We start from the raw sequence: 19,037 nt of genomic DNA, 5'->3' as shown, positions 1-19,037 counted from the left end.
TAGATGGATGAAATGAGGCCTAGTCTATGATTAGGAAAGCTAGCCTAAATGAACGAGGACTTACATTAATAGAATTATTAGCTGTTATCGTTATTCTAGGTGTAATCGCAATGATTGCGATTATTGCAGTTACAAATGTGATTCAAACGATGAAAGATCGGGCATTCATTGGTAATGCAATTGCAATGAAGGAAGCAGCATCTTTTTATATTAGACAAGAAGTGACAAGCGGCAATCCATTACCTGAAAAAATAACATATAAGACTTTAGTTGAATATCAATTTATCGAACCATTTAAGGATCCTGATACGAGCAGTTATTTACCTGCATCAGAAAACACTTATGTTACTGTCAAAGGTACTAATGTAAATGCAGTTTGTTTAATTGCGGATAAGCGAAGTCTTTGCTCGATTGATGGCATTCAAAAACCAATCCCATTTAACGAACTAACGACGGATCATTTAACAAAGAACGAATAAAAAATTTGACGAAAATCCCGCATAACAAGACGACAAAAGTCTTGTTATTTTTTTTTGTCGTTATGATAGGATGGAACAAAATCAGCAATCGATAGAGAAGAGGGGAGGATATTTAGTGGACAGGCAGAACAAAGGAAAAACAATTACAATCAAAATAAATGGCACAAATCAAACTTATCAAGAAACGAAAGCGAAGGAAAAAGAAATAGAAGTAGATCGCTTCGAAGCAAATAATGATCGTTACATCTCTACTAATGAAACTGCCGCTACAAAAGAAGTAGGGGATGATGAAAACTTTGATTGGATATTACCTGATGATTCCACTGATGAAGAAATAGAAATAGAAGAATACAAAATAGCAAAACCATCGAAAAAAAAAGAAACGAAAACATTTGGAGCACTGAGTGTAAACTTTAAAAGGAAGAACCGGAATGGAATGCTTACATCTGTGTTTATAACCGTTTTTTTTGCGATTTTATTAGGGACAAGCTTTGGATTACTTTTGCTGAAGCTTGTGACAACTGAAAATCCTGTAGAAAATGAGCTGCCTGTCGTGGCGGATCCGGTAGTCGAGGAACCTGTTAATCAAACGGATGGGGAAGAAACGCTCACTCTTGAAGCATTATCGACCTTTATTGTTCAGGGAGGAGTGTTTTCAACTAAGGAATCAGCTGAGGGGATGAAAGAAACGACCATTCAATTAGGTGCACCTGCTCAAGTAATAGAAAGCAATGGTCAATTCATTTTGTATTTAAGTGTTGCTGATCGTATTGAATATGCGAAAGAAATAGGTGAGAAACTTAAGAGTCAAGGTTTAGAGGTTTTTGCTAAGCCGATTTCCTTTGATTCCAAGTCATTAGATGGACTCCAGCCTGAAGAAAAAAAAGTAATGGAATCCATACAAAAGTTATATCAATCATTGACAACTGCCGTTTCCGAGGCACAAGTAGCAATGTCCATTTCAGCACCGACATTTGAAAATATTGAAAAAAACAGTGCTGAATTATCAGGAATAGAAAATAGCAAGCTACAAATAGAGGAAATCATTCAATTGAAAGCGGAAGTAGATCAAGCGATCCAACAAGTAAATGCATTGAAGCAATCCCCTGATCAAGCAACTGCAATGAAGCTACAGCAGCGTTTACTAAGTTTCCTTGCAATTTATCAATCGTTATAAAACGATGATTGCTTCGATTCGAATATTTTCTAGGAAATAATACAAAATAATGGAGTCTGTTCGATATTTCTCGACAGGCTCTTTGTCTATTTTAAATCTATTAAAATGGATAAGAAAATTAGCGAATTTAATCGACTAAAAATTGTTTGTCCGATTAATTTTTGGTACGATGAAAGTGTATCTCCCGAAATACAAAAAAGTAAGGTAAGGTGATGAAATGCAAAACCTCATTTTGGCCTCTTCTTCTCCACGACGAAAAGAACTTCTTGAAAACCTTCAATTAACATTTGAAGTTTCCAGCAGTGATGTTGATGAAAGCTTTGATCCAGCACTAACACCAGGGGAAATAGTTATGGAGCTGAGCAGAAGAAAAGCTAGAGCAGTTAGCAAGGACAATGCAGCTTCGTTTGTGATTGGCGCAGATACTGTCGTTGTTCTTGATGGGACTGTATTAGGAAAACCCCTTGACAAAGCAGATGCATTTACGATGCTTAAGGCGCTATCAGGAAAAGAGCATTCGGTTTACACAGGTGTATCGATTATTGCTCAAGGAAAAGAAAAGACTTTTAATGTAAAAACAAATGTGGTGTTTTGGGAGCTGTCAGATGAAGAGATTCATGCTTACATTCACACCGGTGAGCCGTTTGATAAAGCAGGTTCATACGGCATTCAAGGTTTCGGCAGTGTCCTTGTCAAAGAAATTAAAGGAGACTACTTTTCGATTGTCGGTTTGCCTGTTTCAAGAACTGTTCGAGAATTAAGGAATGCGGGGTTTTACTTTCCTGGATAATATTTTTTCATCTTCACTCCCTTACACCGTATAAAGGGAGGAGAAATATTTATGCAAAAGGAATCTTTAATGATTAGGGATTTCCCACAGGATGAGCGCCCACGCGAGCGCTTTATCCAAAATGGTCCACAAAGTTTGTCTACTCATGAACTCATTGCGATTCTACTTCGGACAGGAACAAAAGATGAATCTGTTCTGCAATTAGCCAACCGGCTCATTACACATTTTGAAGGTCTCCGATTATTGAAAGATGCATCATTAGATGAAATCACATCTATTAAAGGAATTGGGAAGGCAAAAGCGATTCAATTGCTAGCAGCAGTTGAAATTGGCAGAAGAATTGCCAATTTATCCTTTGATGAGCGATATGTCATTCGTTCCCCAGAGGATGGAGCAAAATATATGATGCATGAAATGCGATTCCTTTCACAAGAACACTTCATTTGCCTGTACTTAAACACGAAAAACCAAGTGATTCACAAACAAACAATTTTTATCGGGAGCTTAAATGCCTCAATCGTACACCCAAGGGAGGTGTACAAAGAAGCTTTCAGAAGATCAGCAGCTTCCATTATTTGCCTTCATAACCATCCTTCAGGGGATCCATCACCGAGCAAAGAGGACATCGAAGTGACAAAGCGTCTCGTAGAATGTGGGAAAATTATTGGCATTGAAGTACTCGATCATCTCATTATCGGGGATAATAAATATGTGAGTTTGAAGGAAAAAGGTTATTTATAATCCTTTTGTTTTAATAGCTGATAAGCTATAATAATGTTTATGCTTTTTGACATTAAAAATTTAAAAAAATGTATAATGAGCGGTTAAAATTACTATTAAATAATCTTATTTTACTGGATTTTGTATCAGAAAGGGAGATACACTTATGTTTGGAACAAAGGACCTTGGAATTGATTTGGGGACTGCTAATACACTCGTTTATATTAAAGGAAAAGGGATTGTCGTTAGGGAACCATCTGTTGTTGCTTTACAGACGGATACGAAGAACATTGTAGCGGTTGGAAATGACGCGAAGAATATGATCGGACGGACACCTGGAAATATTGTTGCTCTTCGTCCAATGAAGGATGGCGTGATTGCTGATTATGAAACAACTGCTGTCATGATGAAATATTATATTAATCAAGCAATTAAATCGAAGGGACTTTTCTCTGGAAAGCCATATGTCATGGTTTGTGTGCCATCTGGAATTACCGCTGTTGAACAGCGTGCAGTAATAGATGCGACTCGCCAAGCTGGTGCAAGAGATGCCTATCCGATTGAAGAGCCATTTGCAGCAGCAATCGGTGCGAACTTGCCTGTATGGGAGCCAACAGGAAGTATGGTTGTTGATATTGGTGGGGGAACAACGGAAGTAGCAATCATTTCCTTAGGCGGCATTGTGACAAGCCAGTCTGTTCGAGTAGCAGGTAATGAAATGGACGACTCCATCATTAATTATATTCGAAAGCATTATAATTTATTAATTGGGGACCGGACAGCTGAAATTATTAAGATGGAAATTGGATCAGCTGGTGAGCCTGATGGAATTGATAATATTGAAATTCGTGGTCGTGACCTGTTAACTGGATTGCCAAAAACAATCGAAATTACTGCAGAAGAAATAGCAAAAGCATTGCATGATACGGTATACTCTATTGTGGAGGCTGTTAAGGTCACACTTGAAAAAACACCGCCTGAATTAGCAGCAGATATTATGGATCGCGGGATCGTTCTGACGGGTGGAGGCGCATTGTTGCGTAACCTTGACAGAGTGATTAGTGAAGAGACAAACATGCCAGTACTCATTGCTGAAAATCCACTTGATTGTGTGGCAATTGGAACAGGAAAAGCATTAGATCATATTGACTTATTTAAGAATAAATCAAGGGATTCACGTTAATCTAGTGAATCGATCATTAAAATTTTGAGTTTGTGTTATGGGGTATACGGTTTATTTGAAGAAATCGGTGAGTATGCTGATTTCTTCTCATTTTAACATCTAACCTCCATTTAACATTTAGAATCGAGGTGTAAGAAATGCCACAATTCTTTTTGAATAAACGCCTGATTATTTTGCTTGTCAGTATCATTATTCTCGTGGCATTGATTGGTTTTTCTTTAAGTGGGCGTTCTAAATTGACTTGGCCAGAGCAATTTATTAAAGATACAACAGGATGGGTACAGACAGCTGTTTCGAGACCCACGCATTATATTGTAGGTTTTTTTGGAAATCTGAAAGACTTGCAAAATACATACACAGAAAATAAAGAGTTGAAATCTAGACTGGACGAGCTTGCACGTCTAGAATCAGAATTGCAAATGGTAAAGAAGGATAATACAGAACTTCGTGAAATTCTTGATAAAAAGGATGCACTAAGCGCATTTGAACCGAAACAGGCAACCGTTATTGGGAGGAATCCTGATAAGTGGACAGAATTGCTCATTATTAATAAAGGAACGAATAATGGGATTGTAAATAATATGCCTGTAATTACAGCAAATGGGTTAATTGGAAAAGTGAAAAATAGTAACCCATTTACTTCAACGGTTCAGCTATTAAGCTCCATGGACCCGACGAATCGAATATCAGCAGAAATTCAGTCAGAAAATGAAAGTGTTTTTGGTTTTATTGAAGGCTATGATAATGAAAAAGGCCTCTTAATGATGAAACGCATTCCATCTGATGTAAAGGTTGAAAAGGATCAAACGGTTATTAGTTCAGGAAAAGGCGGGGTATTCCCTAAAGGTTTGCTTATTGGCAAGGTAGTAGAGGTCGTTCCTGCTGAATATGGCCTTACCCAAACCGCATATGTTGAACCAGGAGCAAAATTTCATGATATTGAGCATGTAATGGTTGTGAAAAGAAGCTCTATACAACCAGAGTTACAAGATATGATTGATGATCAGGAGGAGGAACTGTGAGAAAATTCCTTCTTCCCCCGCTTATTGTACTCTTTTTTATCATGGAAAGTTTATTTGTTGAATTTGTTCCACCGACTGTCTTTGCTGGCAATTATATTCTTGTCCCACATTTTCTAATAAGTGTGATTCTCCTCTTAACGATCTACGGTCCAAAGAACTATGGTGTTCTTTATGGATTTCTATTTGGTTTAATATTTGATATCGTCTACACGGAGATTATCGGAATTTATTTGCTGTTATTTCCTTTAGTAGCATACATATGCTATCGATTAATGAAAATTCTGCAAAATAATATGATCATTGCCGTACTGATTTCAATAGTTGGGATTGCCCTGCTAGAGCTTGGTGCATATGAAATGAATGTACTTATTAATCGGACGAATATGTCCTTTACTATCTTTAGTGCGGATCGTTTATTGCCAACATTGATCATGAATTTTGCTTTTATTGTCATCGTTGTTTATCCACTGAAAAAACATTTTGAAAAATTAGTATTAAGTTTAGATTCCTAATCACTGAAGTAAAGCTATGAATGTTTGACTAATTTATTTTTTGTAAAGAAGGATTTTTCAATCTTTCTGTCGAAATGTAGTAAAATAAAGCTAAGGGACAAAGGGATTGATAGAAGACTACATATATAGCCATTTCTTCTATCTAACCTCTAACCATGACTTCAGATAAAACGCTTGAGCGTTTTTTCTTATGAGGTGAACATCTTGCTATGAAGAAGACTCAAAATGTAACAATTAAAGGAACGAAGGATGGGTTAACATTACATCTTGATGATTCCTGTTCCTATGAAGAATTAAAGGAAGAAATAGACCATAAACTTTCTGATAGTGCTAGATCTCGTGAAGATCGCCTTCTCTCAGTTCATGTCCAGGTAGGAAATCGTTATTTAACGACTGAACAGGAGGAAGAGATCAAAGAACTAGTGAGACAAAAGAAAAACCTTGTTGTTGATTCGATTAGTTCCAATGTGATAACGAAAGAAGAAGCAGAGCAAATAAAAAAGGAAAATGAAGTTGTTCCGGTTGCTCGAATTATTCGCTCAGGACAAGTTCTGCAAGTACCAGGGGATCTTCTGCTTGTAGGTGATGTTAACCCTGGAGGGACTGTTATTGCGGGCGGAAATATATATATTATGGGCGTTCTAAGAGGCGTTGCACATGCTGGCTTCAATGGGGATAAAGAAGCGATTGTAACAGCGTCTGTGATGAAGCCATCTCAAATTCGGATTAGTGATTGCATTACGAGAGCACCTGATCATTATCAGGATGATGATAAAAGAGAAATGGAATGTGCATACATAAATGATTCAGATCAAATTACCGTTGATAGATTGCAAATGTTAATGCATCTTAGACCGAATATTACTAGATTGGAAGGGGGATACTAGAATGGGTGAAGCGATTGTAATTACATCTGGCAAGGGAGGAGTCGGCAAAACAACGACTAGTGCCAATGTTGGAACAGCGTTAGCTTTACAAGGGAAGAAGGTTTGCCTTGTCGATACAGATATTGGTCTTCGAAATTTAGATGTAGTGATGGGTCTTGAAAATCGCATTATTTATGATTTAGTTGATGTGCTGGAAGGACGCTGTAAAGTACATCAAGCACTCGTGAAAGATAAGCGATTTGAAGACATGCTCTACTTATTGCCTGCTGCCCAAACAAGTGATAAGACAGCGGTAACACCGGAGCAAATGAAAGAATTAATTAGTAATTTGAAGCAGGATTATGATTATATCATTATTGATTGCCCTGCAGGAATTGAACATGGATACCGCAATGCGGTTGCAGGTGCAGATCGAGCAATCGTTGTAACAACACCAGAGGTATCAGCTGTAAGAGATGCGGACCGAATTATTGGCCTCTTGGAAAAAGAGGAAAATGTCGAGTCTCCAAAACTCATTATTAACCGAATCCGCAATCAAATGATGAAAAATGGAGATATGCTTGATGTAGACGAAATTGCTACACATTTATCGATTGATTTGATTGGGATTGTAGCTGATGATGATGAAGTGATCAGAGCTTCTAATCACGGAGAGCCGATTGCATTAAACCCGAACAGCAAGGCAGCCATTGCCTACCGCAACATAGCCCGACGTATACTTGGAGAGTCCATTCCACTCCAGCCACTTGAAGATGAAGCACCAGGTGTTTTTTCCAAACTAAAAAAATTCTTCGGTGTAAAATAAAGCAAAAGTCAGGAGCTCCTGGCTTTTTTTGTTTATAAGATTCTGTTAGTATTCACTGTTGATTTTCGTAAATGTATGAGGCGAAATAAGCGGAGAAATTCCGCTTATTTCATAAAAAGAAGGTTGAAGAAGCCGAAATAAGCGGAGAATTTCCGCTTAACTGGGCTAAATCAGACAAAATCCATAGATTTAAATCAAATAAGCGGAAAAACTCCCCTTATTTTTAAGGAAATAGGGATATTTCCCAATATAGCCGGAATTTCTCCGCTTATTTTTCAAACATATTATTAGGATCGTTATTAAAAACATAGAAATCCTCGTCCTATGCTTGTCGCCCCTGACCAAGCCGTTCCGCTTTTCTATTGTCCAGCTCCAGTGGCTACCCCCTCGAGGTCACAAGCCGATCTGGCTAGAAGGTTAAAGAACAACCTGCCATCCAGCCCGTCTTGTGCTTGTCGGGGGTAAACAAGCCGCTTGCGCTTTTCTTGTCATACTCTAATTGGACAACTCATAAACTTGTACAAAAGACGGTAGAGGAATGGTGAGAGATGAAGACGAGAGCGGATGAGATTCGGAAGCGGGTTGCCCGGAGGAAACGTGAGCGGGAAAGAATGACTAAAAATATCAATCATACTTTATCATGGGCAGAGGATGAAGAACGGTATGGTTATGATAAAATGACGACATATGATGGGAAGAGTGATGAAGGCAGTCATCCTTTATTTCGAAAAGAATGGTTTTTATTTAAGCTGCTTGCGTCTGCCTGTTTATTTCTTATCATTGCCATCATGTTTAAAAATGAGGCCTCTTCCTTTGATCAAGCAAGAAGTTTTGTTCGAACTGCTATGGAGAAGGACTTTCAATTTGTTGCTGTTTCGAATTGGTATGAGGAGCAATTTGGGAAGCCGCTAGCTCTACTGCCAGTGAAAAATGAGAAAAATGAAGATGAAAAGAATGGAAATACGCCAAGCACTATGTATGCCTTGCCAGCTTCAGCGAAAATTCTTGAGGAGTTCGATAAGAATGGACAAAGAATTACGATTGAAACAGAGAAAGATGCAGCCGTTGAAGCAATGAGTGAAGGGCTAGTCACTTTTGCAGGGAAAAAAGAAGGTTTTGGAAAAACCGTAATCATTAAGCATGCCGATAATAGTGAATCCTGGTATGGAAATCTAGCAGATATTCGCGTGAAATTTATGGATTATATTAATAAAGGCGAAGAAGTAGGTGTTTCAACGGATACAGAGGATGGCAATAATGGGCTCTTTTATTTTGCAATTAAAAAGGATGATGATTTCATTGACCCTATCCAGGTGATGCCGTTTGATTAAATTAACGGGATTGATAAAATATATTCATATCCACCCGCTCCTTTGGGTAGTAATTGGATTAGCAGTTATGACTGCTCATTTTATTGAGCTGTCTCTTTTGCTGTTCATTATTTTTATCCATGAACTTGGACATGCAGGAGCTGCATCTTTTTTTTCGTGGCGAATCAAAAGAATTGCCCTTCTGCCATTTGGGGGAGTAGCCGAAATGGAGGAACATGGCAATCGTCCATTAAAGGAAGAGTTAATTGTTATTCTCTCTGGCCCTTTACAGCATCTTTGGATGATGGGATTAGCTTATATTCTCTTTCAATTTTCCATAATACCGGAAGATCTATTTCAGCTTTTTATCCAATTTAACTTAATGGTATTGCTATTCAATCTTTTGCCAATTTGGCCGCTAGATGGAGGAAAGCTTATTTTCCTTTGGCTTTCTATTTATTATGCTTTTCCTGTTGCCCATCGGAAGATTATCCAGATTTCTATAGGCAGCATGCTTGCTTTTATTATCGTGACCCTTCTTACTGCACCAATAAATTTAAATATTTGGGTTGTTGTATCCTTTCTACTCTTTTCGATTTTTCATGAATGGAAGCAAAGCAGGTATATTTTTATGCGGTTTCTCCTTGAAAGATATTATGGGAAAAGCGCTAGCATTCCCATCTTAAAGCCGCTTATTGTAAAAGAAGAGGAAATGGTCATCCATGTGCTTGAAAAATTCCAAAGGGGCTGTAAACACCCAATTATCATTGAAAAAGATGGGAAAGAAAAAGGAACCTTAGATGAAAATGAATTATTACATGCCTATTTTTCGGAAAAAGTGATCACTGCACGCATTGGCGATTTGCTTTATGCTTATTAAATGAGAATAGAGGAAGGTAATTGAAGTCAATTATTATTAACAATACAACCCGTGAACAGCGGTATGCTGTTTTACATGATCAAACAGTTGAAACACTTGTGATTAATCAGCCAAAACAACATTCTACTGTTGGGAATATTTATTTAGGAATTGTCGAAAAGGTACTGCCAGGAATGAATGCTGCATTTGTTGACATTGGGGAGGGGAAGAGTGGCTATTTACATAGAGATAAGCTCGCCTCCTTTCTTGCATCGAATGAAGAAAAGGAAGTAAAGGCCTCACGAAGCATTTCTTCGTATGTCCATCAGGGTGAAAGGATTCTTGTCCAGGTTGAAAAAGATGCTACTGGTACGAAGGGACCGAAGCTTACAGGTGTGATTGAGCTCCAAGGCAATTATTTAATTTATATGCCAAGTGGTCGTTACGTAGCGATATCCAAAAAAATAGAAAACAACCAAATGAGAGAAAAATGGCGTCAATGGGGGTATCAAATTAAAGCAGAGGCAGAGGGACTTATTCTGCGTACTACATCCATCGAACAATCGGAAGAAACGTTGATTTCAGAATTAAATCAGCTTCGGGATGAATATAATGAGCTATTCTTAAAGTCAAAAGCGATGAAAAAAACGGGTAAAGTATATGAGCGCAATACTTTTATCGATGAAATTTTGAATCTCACAAAGGGAAATGAAGCAGGAGAAATCATAGTAGATGATGTAAGTACAAAGGCAATTCTTGAAAAAAATAGTCAGCTGCCTGTTCGCTTGTATAGTGGCAAGGAGAATATTTTCTCTGCCTATAGGATTGAGCATGAAGTAGAAAAGGCATTAAAACGAATTGTTTGGCTGGAAAATGGAGCCTATTTAATTTTTGATGAAGCAGAGGCATTAACGGTCATTGATGTGAATACAGGAAAGTTTGCGGGAAAGTCGAATTACGAAGAAACGGTTCTAAAAACAAATGAATGGGCTGCTGTTGAAGTGGCAAGACAAATCCGTCTTCGTGATATCGGGGGCATCATATTGATTGACTTTATTGATATGAAAGAGGAAAGCAGCAGGAAACGTATTTTTCATAAAATAAAGGAAGAATTATCGAAAGATGAGCGAAGAACAAATGTCATTGGATTTACCCCACTCGGCATTCTTCAATTAACAAGAAAAAAGACAAAGCCTGCCATATTGGAAGCACTAACAGATAAATGTCCGACATGTGAAGGAAGTGGCCGGATTCTAAGTGCGGAGACAATGGCCTTTCGATTAGAGAGAGAGCTATGGGAATATCGAATCAATGATTCGGAAGCGATACATATTCATACAACTGAAGAAGTAGCAAGAATTTTTTCAGGAGAGCAACATGTCCATAAAAAGCGGATGGAAGAGATCATCGGAATGAAAATCATTTTTACTGTCATTGATACGAATATGCCTTTCTATGAAATTCGCCAGTTTGGGGAAAAGGCCGAGTAGAAAGGAAAATATATTGACATAATGGAATCGATTATGATAATATTTTCATGTTATGTTTGTAGCGCACCCGTGCTACAACCGCACAGAACAGGTAATAAGCTTTTGCTCATTAACCGAGTAGAACGCCTGCGAATGGCGAGTCTTAGTCTAAGAGGAGGTGCAGTTCATGTACGCAATTATTGAAACTGGTGGTAAGCAAGTACGTGTAGAAGAAGGTCAAGCTATCTACATTGAAAAGCTAAATGCTGAAGCAGGCGAAACAGTTACTTTTGATAAAGTTCTTTTCGTTGGCGGAGATAGTGTAAAAGTAGGAAGCCCTGTTGTTGAAGGTGCTACTGTTACAGCTAAAGTTGAAAAACAAGGTCGCGCGAAAAAGATCATTGTTTTCAAGTATAAAGCAAAGAAAAACTATCGCAAAAAGCAAGGTCATCGTCAGCCATACACTAAAGTTGTGATTGAAAAAATCAACGCTTAAGGTGCTATGTGATGATCGAAGTTACGGTTATTCGTAATAAATCCGAGCTGATTCAATCATTTACGATTAGCGGCCATGCTTTCTTTGCAAAGCGTGGAAAGGATATTGTCTGTGCAGGCGTATCTGCTGTATCGGTTGGTGCGATTAATGCGGTTCATGCTCTTACAGGGGTGACACCTTTAATCGAACAAAAGGAAGATGGGTTTCTCAGCTGCACAATTCCGGATCAACTTTCGGATGAGGCAAATGCGAAAGTACAACTTCTTCTCCAAGGAATGATTGTCTCATTACAGACGATTGAAGAAGAATATGGACAGCATATAAAAATAACCTTCAAAAAGCAGGAGGTGGAATAAATGTTACTAAAATTAGATCTTCAGTTATTTGCTTCTAAAAAAGGAGTAGGTTCTACAAAGAATGGTCGTGATTCAATCTCTAAGCGTCTAGGCGCTAAGCGTGCGGATGGACAATTCGTAACTGGTGGCTCTATCCTTTACCGTCAGCGTGGAACAAAAATCTACCCTGGAGTGAACGTAGGTAGAGGTGGCGACGATACACTTTTCGCAAAAGTTGATGGCGTTGTTAAATTTGAACGTCTTGGCCGTGACCGCAAACAAGTGAGCGTATATCCAGTAGCTCAAGAAGCATAAGCGTTTGATGGGAAAACTCTAACCATTAAGGTTAGAGTTTTCCTTTTTTGGAAGATAGAAAATAAAGCGTTTTAAGTACAGGTTGTTTTTTGAACTCTTTAATTAGATCAAAATTGTTGCTTACGATTTCTCATCTTTTTGTTATACTTACAACAGGCAGTCTTCACAAAAAAAGCGGTGTAGGAGTGCATGTATGAATAAGGATTGGAACATTATTGAGGTGTTGCGATATGCACGCCATGATTGGTTAAATAAAATTCAATTAATACAAGGAAATCTTGCTCTAAATAAGATGGATAGGGCAAAAGAAATTATTCACGAAATTATTGATGATGCCATGCAGGAAGCAAAGCTGTCTAATTTAAATATTCCTCAATTTGCCTCGCTGATTCTTACACATAATTGGGAAAATCATTTGTTTCAATTAAAATTCGATGTGATGGATGGTTCAAAAGGTGATCATTTAGATGATGAATGGCTTACTAAATGGACAGTTACCTTTTTTGAATATGTAAATGCATCCATTAAACGCTTTTATGATAATCAATTATCGATTATAATTGAGCCTCAAATTGAAGGAACTCGTTTCTTTTTTGATTTTAGAGGAATAATAACGAATATGGAACATCTGGAAGGCTTCTTTAAAGAAACAGCTACAGCTCCAAAAATTACTATTCACCATTTATCAGATCAAGAATTCTCACTAGAGCTATATCTACATAAGTAGTTTTTGTTGTTTTTCGTTTGAAGTTGAACAACAAGACAGGAGGAATAAGATGTTTGTCGATCGAGTCAAAATATATGTGAAAGGCGGAGATGGAGGCAATGGAATGGTTGCCTTTCGCCGTGAAAAATATGTTCCCAACGGAGGACCAGCTGGCGGGGATGGAGGAAAAGGATCAGATGTTGTCTTTGAAGTAAATGAAGGCTTAAGAACATTGATGGACTTCCGCTATCAGCGCCATTTTAAAGCACCTCGTGGGGAACATGGCATGTCGAAAAATATGCATGGCAGAAACTCAAAGGATATGATTGTAAAGGTTCCACCTGGCACAGTGATTACAGATGTAGAAACAAATGTAGTCATTGCTGATTTGGTTGAACATGGGCAAAGGGCTGTTATTGCTAAAGGCGGCCGAGGCGGCCGAGGCAATACTCGTTTCGCAACGCCAGCAAATCCAGCACCCGAACTATCTGAACATGGAGAGCCGGGTGTGGAGAGAGAAATAGCCTTAGAGTTGAAGCTTTTGGCTGATGCAGGCTTAGTAGGCTTTCCGAGTGTTGGGAAATCAACCTTGCTTTCTGTGGTGTCATCTGCAAGACCAAAAATTGCTGAATATCACTTCACGACCATTGCACCGAATCTAGGAATGGTGGAAACCGAGGACAATCGAAGCTTCGTATTAGCTGATTTGCCAGGGCTTATTGAAGGTGCACATTCAGGTGTCGGACTAGGCCATCAATTTTTAAGACATATCGAGCGGACACGTGTTATTGTTCATGTCATTGATATGGCTGCAATTGAAGGTAGAGATCCATTTGAAGATTATTTAACGATTAATAAGGAATTAAAAGAATATAATATGCGCTTGACTGAAAGACCGCAAGTAATTGTTGCGAATAAGATGGAAATGCCTGGAGCAGAGGAAAATCTAGAAAAATTTAAAGAGCAGTTAGAAGAGGATTATCCAATTTTTCCAATCTCAGCAATTACTAGACAAGGCTTGAGAGATTTATTATTTGCAATCGCGAATAAAATTGAGGAAACACCTGAATTCCCGCTTATTGAAGAGGAAGAAGAGACTGGTGTACATCGAGTCCTTTATAAGCATGAGGCGGAACAGACAGAGTTTGTCATTACTCGTGATTCTGCTGGTGACTTCATTGTTTCTGGTGATGCGATTGAAAAGCTCTTTAAGATGACTGACTTTTCAAGAGATGAGTCTGTAAGACGTTTTTCAAGGCAGCTTCGTGGCATGGGCGTTGATGATGCTCTCCGTGCAAAAGGGGCAAAAGATGGAGATATTGTGAAACTGCTTGAGTATGAATTTGAATTTATTGAGTAGTCACGATCGGGTACATGGGGTGGACATATGAGACATGAGAAGGTAGATAGAAAATTCTTCTTAGTTCGCGAGGATGTTTTACCAGAAGCGATGAAGAAAACATTAGAAGCAAAGGAAATGATAGAAAGAGGAAAAGCAGAATCTGTTTGGGATGCTGCCCAAAAAGTCGATTTAAGCAGAAGTGCATTTTATAAATATCGAGACACTGTTTTTCCTTTTCACACTGTTATAAAAGAGCGGTTAATTTCACTGTTTTTCCATTTAGAAGATCGTTCAGGAACATTGTCACATTTATTAAGTGTCGTTGCGTCATCTGGATGCAATGTATTGACAATTCACCAGACGATCCCGTTAATGGGGAGAGCCAATGTGACGCTATCATTAAATATTGCTAGTATGGATATTGAAATTGAAGAATTATTAACAAGACTGCGAAGATTAGAATTTGTTGAAAAAGTAGAAGTGCTTGGTTCCGGTGCATAATTTGATGTGCTGGACCAGGCTTTTTTTATTTTTTAGGAAACTATAAAATCGCGTAATGTATATAACTTTATGAGTAGTTTAGTCTACGTCCAGCTTCGATGCCTATCGCCTATCAAACTTCAGCACTGCTCCGCAACGATTGCGTCAAGCACGGTATCGCTATCGCTCACCATGTTTCCTTTATTAGGAGGGACGTGGTTATCCACTTTGTACGGTGAGACCTTAGGCGCTTTCGCTTTTGCACTTTTACATATTTATTGCAAAGTGTTAAAGTAAGAGTTATTAGAAATTTCAATATTAGTGTTTTAAGGGAGGGGAAATTGCCATGATGATTGGTTTTTTAGGACCGAAAGCAACATTTACGGATATTGCTGTTCGTGAAATGTTTTCTATGGATGTAACTGTTCCTTATTCAACAATTCCAGATTGCTTTGATGCTCTGATGAGGGATGAAATTGAACTAGCAGTCGTGCCATTAGAAAATGCATTAGAAGGTTCAGTAAATATTACCCTGGATTATTTAGTACATGAAGTTGATTTACCGATTATTGGTGAAATAATTTCCCCAATTCGCCAGCATTTTATGGTGCATCCAGAGAATGAGGTGTTGTGGAAGGAAACGTCGATTATATATAGTCATTCACATGCCATCGCTCAATGTCATAAATTTTTACATAAAGAGCTAAAAGGAATTCGGTGTGAAAGTACAACTTCTACAGCAGCAGCTGCTCAATATATAAAGGAGCATCCAGAATTAAAAGCCGGGGCAATTGCCAATGAACTCGCTGCAAAAGAGTATGGGCTTTCAATTGTTCGTGAGGATATCCATGATGTCCATTATAATCATACGCGATTTATCATTTTGTCAAAAACCCGTCTGCCTGTAAATAAGAATCAGCCATCCTTTAAAGGATATAAAACAACAGTCATGGTGACATTGCCGGCGGATCGTGCAGGTGCACTTCATCAAGTTTTATCTGCATTTGCATGGAGGAAGCTGAATCTATCGAAAATCGAATCCCGGCCAATGAAAACAGGATTAGGCAATTATTTCTTTATTATTGATGTCGACATGAAACAGGATGATGTACTCATTCCAGGTGTTGTCGCTGAATTAGAGGCATTGGATTGCAAAGTGAAGATATTAGGGAGTTACCCGTTTTTTCAGTTAGGGCTTGAGGAGGCACTAACTAACGGGATGACAGAAATGGCTAATAGAGGATTTAACGGGTAGGCAAAACGGAAGTCAATGGTTTATATGGGTTGCAGCCGTTTTGGCAATTAGCGTTATATTAATCTTCCTTTTAATGAGACGTAAGAAAAATAATAAATAATTTGAGTCTATATTATAGAAGGAAAAGGCACTTGCCGAAGAGCATACAAATCCACCGCTTCATCTCTGAAGCGGTGGATTTGATTATGTTAATTCCTGTGTTCAATAAAGTTCTGGGCGAAAAAATATATTTTTTCGGAAGGCACGGCTAGATTGAGGTTTTGGCCACTATCAAAACCTGCTGTTATCAAGCCAACAAGTCTTCCATACATATCTAGTAATGCACCGCCAGAGCTTCCATTAGAAATCGGTGCAGTGAATTGAATCATGGAAAAATTAGTAATCTCTCTAAAACCAGAAACAATGCCGTCCGAAACGGAATTGAATAAACCTAATGGGCTGCCGATGGCGACAATTTTCTGACCTCTAACCAATTCACCATCTGACTTAACAATTAAAGGGGAACAGTGTTTATCCACTTTAATAATAGCTAAGTCATATTGCTGGTGATATTTAATGAAATGATCCGTTATATATTCCTCTGTTTCATTTTCATAGAGTACTGAAAAAAGGTGTCCCCCTTCAATCACGTGTAAATTCGTTAAAATATATCCCTTACTATGAATAACCACTCCAGAACCATAGCATAATACCTTATTTTCATTATCATAAACTTTAATCATCACAACGGAGTTTGATAGAGCAGCCAACTGCTCATAACTCAGTTCTTCAGCCTGTAATCGGTTCTGGATCTGTTTTACAGGATGGATGATCTTGAGTTGGGAAATAATATTTGGCCTTGAGGGCAAGGGTGTATTTACTGCAATGGGCACTGGTGAAAAGTCAGGTAACTGTACATGTTCTGAGTATAAGGTACTGCATTTATACAATGTTGAATATTTCTCAACTTCGGGATGCGAATGGACGATGTCTTCTTTAGGATTCATATAGCAGATGTCACATCCAAGTCTAGATAGGAAATACAAAAATAATAATTCATGCTGTTTAATATCACCGATAAACATGACTTTCGGTGATATTCTTGTAGTCGTAAATAGCTTCGGCAAATAGATTTCCATCCAATTTAAAAATTTAATTACGAAGTTTTTCATTAGACTAGGATTCGTATTCGGATGGGTTTGTGTATACATTGAAAGGACTTGAATAAAAGTAAGCTTTTTCGTCCATTCAAGGGTCTCGTTTGTTAATGGAGCACACAGAGGTGTTTGATAAAAAGAATTTGAGTTATTTGTAGAAGGTGAAGCCGCTGTTTTCCAATTCTCCCAAACACTTGCTAGCCTATTAATATCATTAGTATTTGCAATAATTTCAAGCCCTTGTAATCGTAGATAGGGGGCCGAGGACAAATGCTGATCTATTTTTAGAATCGTATCCGTGTAATGTTTAATGGATTCAGGAATACCAATATATCTTACAAAAAGAACTTCTTTTGTAACGGACTCATTTTTATTTAAAGTCATAAAATCCTCTAGAGGGCTATTTGTTGCTTTCAATTTTACCTTTAAAGGTTTCGTTCGTACAATCATAAATCAGTCTCCTGTTTCCGGTTATTTGTATAATGTAATTATAAGGAAATTCTTGGAAAGTTCATAGGGATAAATTTTAATAACTATATATTTACATAGGTAAAGGATAATATTGCCTCTACAACGATTTTATTAGATTAATGAAGAAATGGAAATCATCCAAATGGTATATTTTAGGGATAAGGGAACAGGGCCTGGACAAACTTCCGAGATGAAGGATTACAACTGCCCTTTTAAAGCAGTGGGACGAGGGGAAAGAAGCTCTCGTCTCAAAAGCAACTTGCTTGATTACATAACTGTAAAGGAATAGAATATATAAATCTTCTTTTATGATGAATTTTAGAATAGAAGTGCAAGATATATATGGAAAGGGGACGGTTATATTGTCACAGTCATTAAAAGGAAAAGTAGCGATTGTCACAGGAGCTGGCCGAGGGATTGGCCGAGCAATTGCGACTGCGCTGGCTAAAGAAGGGGTTCATGTTGGTTTGCTTGCAAGAACTGAAGATGCTTTGAAAGAGGTTGCAGATGAAGTTGAGGGATTAGGTGTTAAAGCGGCATACGCAACTGTCGATGTTTCATCAATGGAGCAAGTTGAACAAGCAGTTAAAGAATTGACAAGCAAGCTAGGTACAGTTGATATCCTTGTAAATAATGCAGGAACTGGGAAATTTGCGTCTCTATTAGAAATGGATCCAGAAGAATGGAAGAGAACCATTGATGTTAATTTAATGGGCCCTTATTATGTAACGCGAGCAGTTCTTCCGCAATTGATCGAAAAAAATGGTGGGGACATCATTAATATTTCTTCTACAAATGGGTTAAATGGAGCGGCTACATCAAGTGCATATAGTGCATCAAAATTTGGGCTGATTGGTTTAACTGAGTCGCTGGCGCAAGAAGTCCGCAGAAATAACATCCGTGTAACTGCATTGGCTCCAAGCACAGTTGCCACAGAACTTGCTGCTCAAAGCAACCTAATCAATGGAAATGAAGAGAAATATATGCAGCCGGAAGATATTGCAGAATTTGTTGTATCACAATTGCAATTGCATCCGCGAATTTATGTGAAAACAGCGACGCTATTAGGTACGAATCCATTCTAATAGGATATGGCATAGTTAATATCGTTGAAATCCGAGTTTCTTTATTGATACTCGGATTTTTATTAATGGGGTGCTGCAGCTACCGAATGTTTATGATGTTAAAAAAGGATATCTGCATATCAACACAAGTGATATGCAGCGAAGGAATGTACCGATTATCCTTCAATTTATAGCAATTTACAATTAAGAAGATAAAGGATTGA

23 protein-coding genes and 1 other annotated feature are annotated in these 19,037 nt (G+C 38.1%); of the genes, 22 read left to right on the top strand and 1 reads right to left on the bottom strand.

Annotation, left to right across the window (positions count from 1 at the left end; all coding sequences use genetic code 11):
• Window positions 1-26 precede the first annotated feature (26 nt).
• The 20 genes from J2Z40_RS05635 to J2Z40_RS20150 all read left to right on the top strand — a co-directional run bounded on the left by J2Z40_RS05635 (window position 27) and on the right by J2Z40_RS20150 (window position 16,242).
• Window positions 27-479: a type II secretion system protein gene (locus J2Z40_RS05635; protein ID WP_066396391.1), complete on the top strand. Its 453-nt coding sequence runs from the start codon at window positions 27-29 to the stop codon at window positions 477-479.
• Window positions 480-594: 115 nt separating this feature from the next.
• Window positions 595-1,656: a hypothetical protein gene (locus J2Z40_RS05630; RefSeq protein WP_066396388.1), complete on the top strand. Its 1,062-nt coding sequence runs from the start codon at window positions 595-597 to the stop codon at window positions 1,654-1,656.
• Window positions 1,657-1,873: 217 nt separating this feature from the next.
• Window positions 1,874-2,446, top strand: a complete 573-nt coding sequence (locus tag J2Z40_RS05625) for a Maf family protein (protein ID WP_066396386.1) — start codon at window positions 1,874-1,876, stop codon at window positions 2,444-2,446.
• A gap of 51 nt (window positions 2,447-2,497) precedes the next feature.
• Complete coding sequence (radC, locus tag J2Z40_RS05620; protein ID WP_066396383.1) at window positions 2,498-3,187, top strand: RadC family protein; 690 nt, start codon at window positions 2,498-2,500, stop codon at window positions 3,185-3,187.
• Between the two features lie 145 nt (window positions 3,188-3,332).
• Window positions 3,333-4,349, top strand: coding sequence for a rod shape-determining protein (locus J2Z40_RS05615; protein ID WP_066396381.1), 1,017 nt, complete (start codon window positions 3,333-3,335; stop codon window positions 4,347-4,349).
• A gap of 137 nt (window positions 4,350-4,486) precedes the next feature.
• Window positions 4,487-5,371, top strand: a complete 885-nt coding sequence (mreC, locus tag J2Z40_RS05610; protein WP_066396379.1) for a rod shape-determining protein MreC — start codon at window positions 4,487-4,489, stop codon at window positions 5,369-5,371.
• A complete protein-coding gene (gene mreD / locus J2Z40_RS05605) occupies window positions 5,368-5,883 on the top strand; it encodes a rod shape-determining protein MreD (RefSeq protein ID WP_066396375.1) in 516 nt (171 codons plus the stop codon). Before mreC ends, mreD begins: the two co-directional genes overlap by 4 nt.
• A gap of 209 nt (window positions 5,884-6,092) precedes the next feature.
• Window positions 6,093-6,770, top strand: coding sequence for a septum site-determining protein MinC (gene minC, locus J2Z40_RS05600; RefSeq protein ID WP_066396372.1), 678 nt, complete (start codon window positions 6,093-6,095; stop codon window positions 6,768-6,770).
• Window position 6,771: 1 nt separating this feature from the next.
• Window positions 6,772-7,575, top strand: coding sequence for a septum site-determining protein MinD (minD, locus tag J2Z40_RS05595; RefSeq protein WP_066396370.1), 804 nt, complete (start codon window positions 6,772-6,774; stop codon window positions 7,573-7,575).
• 548 nt (window positions 7,576-8,123) lie between these two features.
• A complete protein-coding gene (locus tag J2Z40_RS05590; protein WP_066396368.1) occupies window positions 8,124-8,906 on the top strand; it encodes a M23 family metallopeptidase in 783 nt (260 codons plus the stop codon).
• Complete coding sequence (locus J2Z40_RS05585; protein ID WP_066396367.1) at window positions 8,899-9,765, top strand: M50 family metallopeptidase; 867 nt, start codon at window positions 8,899-8,901, stop codon at window positions 9,763-9,765. Before J2Z40_RS05590 ends, J2Z40_RS05585 begins: the two co-directional genes overlap by 8 nt.
• A gap of 20 nt (window positions 9,766-9,785) precedes the next feature.
• Complete coding sequence (locus J2Z40_RS05580) at window positions 9,786-11,234, top strand: Rne/Rng family ribonuclease (protein WP_066396366.1); 1,449 nt, start codon at window positions 9,786-9,788, stop codon at window positions 11,232-11,234.
• 66 nt (window positions 11,235-11,300) lie between these two features.
• Window positions 11,301-11,387, top strand: a sequence feature (ribosomal protein L21 leader region).
• Window positions 11,388-11,400: 13 nt separating this feature from the next.
• Window positions 11,401-11,709 (top strand): 50S ribosomal protein L21, encoded by a 309-nt coding sequence (rplU, locus tag J2Z40_RS05575; protein WP_066396363.1) that lies wholly within the window; start codon window positions 11,401-11,403, stop codon window positions 11,707-11,709.
• 11 nt (window positions 11,710-11,720) lie between these two features.
• Window positions 11,721-12,065: a ribosomal-processing cysteine protease Prp gene (locus J2Z40_RS05570; protein ID WP_066396360.1), complete on the top strand. Its 345-nt coding sequence runs from the start codon at window positions 11,721-11,723 to the stop codon at window positions 12,063-12,065.
• Complete coding sequence (gene rpmA, locus J2Z40_RS05565; RefSeq protein ID WP_066396359.1) at window positions 12,066-12,359, top strand: 50S ribosomal protein L27; 294 nt, start codon at window positions 12,066-12,068, stop codon at window positions 12,357-12,359.
• A 193-nt stretch (window positions 12,360-12,552) separates the two neighbouring features.
• Window positions 12,553-13,086 (top strand): Spo0B C-terminal domain-containing protein, encoded by a 534-nt coding sequence (locus J2Z40_RS05560; RefSeq protein ID WP_066396357.1) that lies wholly within the window; start codon window positions 12,553-12,555, stop codon window positions 13,084-13,086.
• 49 nt (window positions 13,087-13,135) lie between these two features.
• Window positions 13,136-14,425 (top strand): GTPase ObgE, encoded by a 1,290-nt coding sequence (gene obgE, locus J2Z40_RS05555; protein ID WP_066396355.1) that lies wholly within the window; start codon window positions 13,136-13,138, stop codon window positions 14,423-14,425.
• A 27-nt stretch (window positions 14,426-14,452) separates the two neighbouring features.
• On the top strand, window positions 14,453-14,908 hold the full coding sequence (locus tag J2Z40_RS05550; RefSeq protein WP_066396352.1) for an ACT domain-containing protein: 456 nt from the start codon (window positions 14,453-14,455) through the stop codon (window positions 14,906-14,908).
• A gap of 325 nt (window positions 14,909-15,233) precedes the next feature.
• Window positions 15,234-16,142: a prephenate dehydratase gene (gene pheA, locus J2Z40_RS05545; protein WP_066396350.1), complete on the top strand. Its 909-nt coding sequence runs from the start codon at window positions 15,234-15,236 to the stop codon at window positions 16,140-16,142.
• The gene (locus J2Z40_RS20150; protein WP_083954021.1) at window positions 16,123-16,242 is read left to right on the top strand and encodes an LPXTG cell wall anchor domain-containing protein; all 120 of its coding nucleotides are present in this window, start codon (window positions 16,123-16,125) and stop codon (window positions 16,240-16,242) included. Before pheA ends, J2Z40_RS20150 begins: the two co-directional genes overlap by 20 nt.
• An 88-nt stretch (window positions 16,243-16,330) precedes the next feature.
• Here the strand turns inward: J2Z40_RS20150 and J2Z40_RS05535 are convergent, their stop codons facing one another.
• A complete protein-coding gene (locus J2Z40_RS05535) occupies window positions 16,331-17,728 on the bottom strand; it encodes a trypsin-like peptidase domain-containing protein (protein ID WP_066396349.1) in 1,398 nt (465 codons plus the stop codon).
• Window positions 17,729-18,111: 383 nt separating this feature from the next.
• Between J2Z40_RS05535 and J2Z40_RS05530 the strand changes: the two genes are divergently transcribed.
• Both J2Z40_RS05530 and J2Z40_RS20145 read left to right on the top strand, forming a co-directional pair.
• Window positions 18,112-18,834 carry a 3-ketoacyl-ACP reductase gene (locus tag J2Z40_RS05530; RefSeq protein WP_066396347.1) on the top strand — a complete coding sequence of 241 codons (723 nt, stop codon included), beginning with the start codon at window positions 18,112-18,114 and terminating at the stop codon, window positions 18,832-18,834.
• Window positions 18,835-18,877: 43 nt separating this feature from the next.
• Window positions 18,878-19,021 carry a DUF4183 domain-containing protein gene (locus J2Z40_RS20145; protein ID WP_157087880.1) on the top strand — a complete coding sequence of 48 codons (144 nt, stop codon included), beginning with the start codon at window positions 18,878-18,880 and terminating at the stop codon, window positions 19,019-19,021.
• Window positions 19,022-19,037: the final 16 nt, after the last annotated feature.

Source organism: Cytobacillus eiseniae, assembly GCF_017874625.1.
Classification (GTDB): Bacteria; Bacillota; Bacilli; order Bacillales; family Cytobacillaceae; genus Cytobacillus; species Cytobacillus eiseniae.
Note: the sequence above shows the minus strand (reverse complement) of the source record. Positions and strands in the feature narration are given on the sequence as shown.

Excerpts from the sequence above, each read along its gene's own strand:
- minD (WP_066396370.1), top strand. The coding sequence starts at position 6,772 with ATGGGTGAAGCGATTGTAATTACATCTGGCAAGGGAGGAGTCGGCAAA.
- J2Z40_RS05635 (WP_066396391.1), top strand. The coding sequence starts at position 27 with ATGATTAGGAAAGCTAGCCTAAATGAACGAGGACTTACATTAATAGAA.
- J2Z40_RS05590 (WP_066396368.1), top strand. The coding sequence starts at position 8,124 with ATGAAGACGAGAGCGGATGAGATTCGGAAGCGGGTTGCCCGGAGGAAA.
- radC (WP_066396383.1), top strand. The coding sequence starts at position 2,498 with ATGCAAAAGGAATCTTTAATGATTAGGGATTTCCCACAGGATGAGCGC.
- rpmA (WP_066396359.1), top strand. The coding sequence starts at position 12,066 with ATGTTACTAAAATTAGATCTTCAGTTATTTGCTTCTAAAAAAGGAGTA.
- minC (WP_066396372.1), top strand. The coding sequence starts at position 6,093 with ATGAAGAAGACTCAAAATGTAACAATTAAAGGAACGAAGGATGGGTTA.
- mreC (WP_066396379.1), top strand. The coding sequence starts at position 4,487 with ATGCCACAATTCTTTTTGAATAAACGCCTGATTATTTTGCTTGTCAGT.
- J2Z40_RS05570 (WP_066396360.1), top strand. The coding sequence starts at position 11,721 with ATGATCGAAGTTACGGTTATTCGTAATAAATCCGAGCTGATTCAATCA.
- obgE (WP_066396355.1), top strand. The coding sequence starts at position 13,136 with ATGTTTGTCGATCGAGTCAAAATATATGTGAAAGGCGGAGATGGAGGC.
- rplU (WP_066396363.1), top strand. The coding sequence starts at position 11,401 with ATGTACGCAATTATTGAAACTGGTGGTAAGCAAGTACGTGTAGAAGAA.
- J2Z40_RS05550 (WP_066396352.1), top strand. The coding sequence starts at position 14,453 with ATGAGACATGAGAAGGTAGATAGAAAATTCTTCTTAGTTCGCGAGGAT.
- J2Z40_RS05625 (WP_066396386.1), top strand. The coding sequence starts at position 1,874 with ATGCAAAACCTCATTTTGGCCTCTTCTTCTCCACGACGAAAAGAACTT.
- J2Z40_RS05560 (WP_066396357.1), top strand. The coding sequence starts at position 12,553 with ATGAATAAGGATTGGAACATTATTGAGGTGTTGCGATATGCACGCCAT.
- J2Z40_RS05615 (WP_066396381.1), top strand. The coding sequence starts at position 3,333 with ATGTTTGGAACAAAGGACCTTGGAATTGATTTGGGGACTGCTAATACA.
- J2Z40_RS05535 (WP_066396349.1), bottom strand. The coding sequence starts at position 17,728 with ATGATTGTACGAACGAAACCTTTAAAGGTAAAATTGAAAGCAACAAAT.
- pheA (WP_066396350.1), top strand. The coding sequence starts at position 15,234 with ATGATGATTGGTTTTTTAGGACCGAAAGCAACATTTACGGATATTGCT.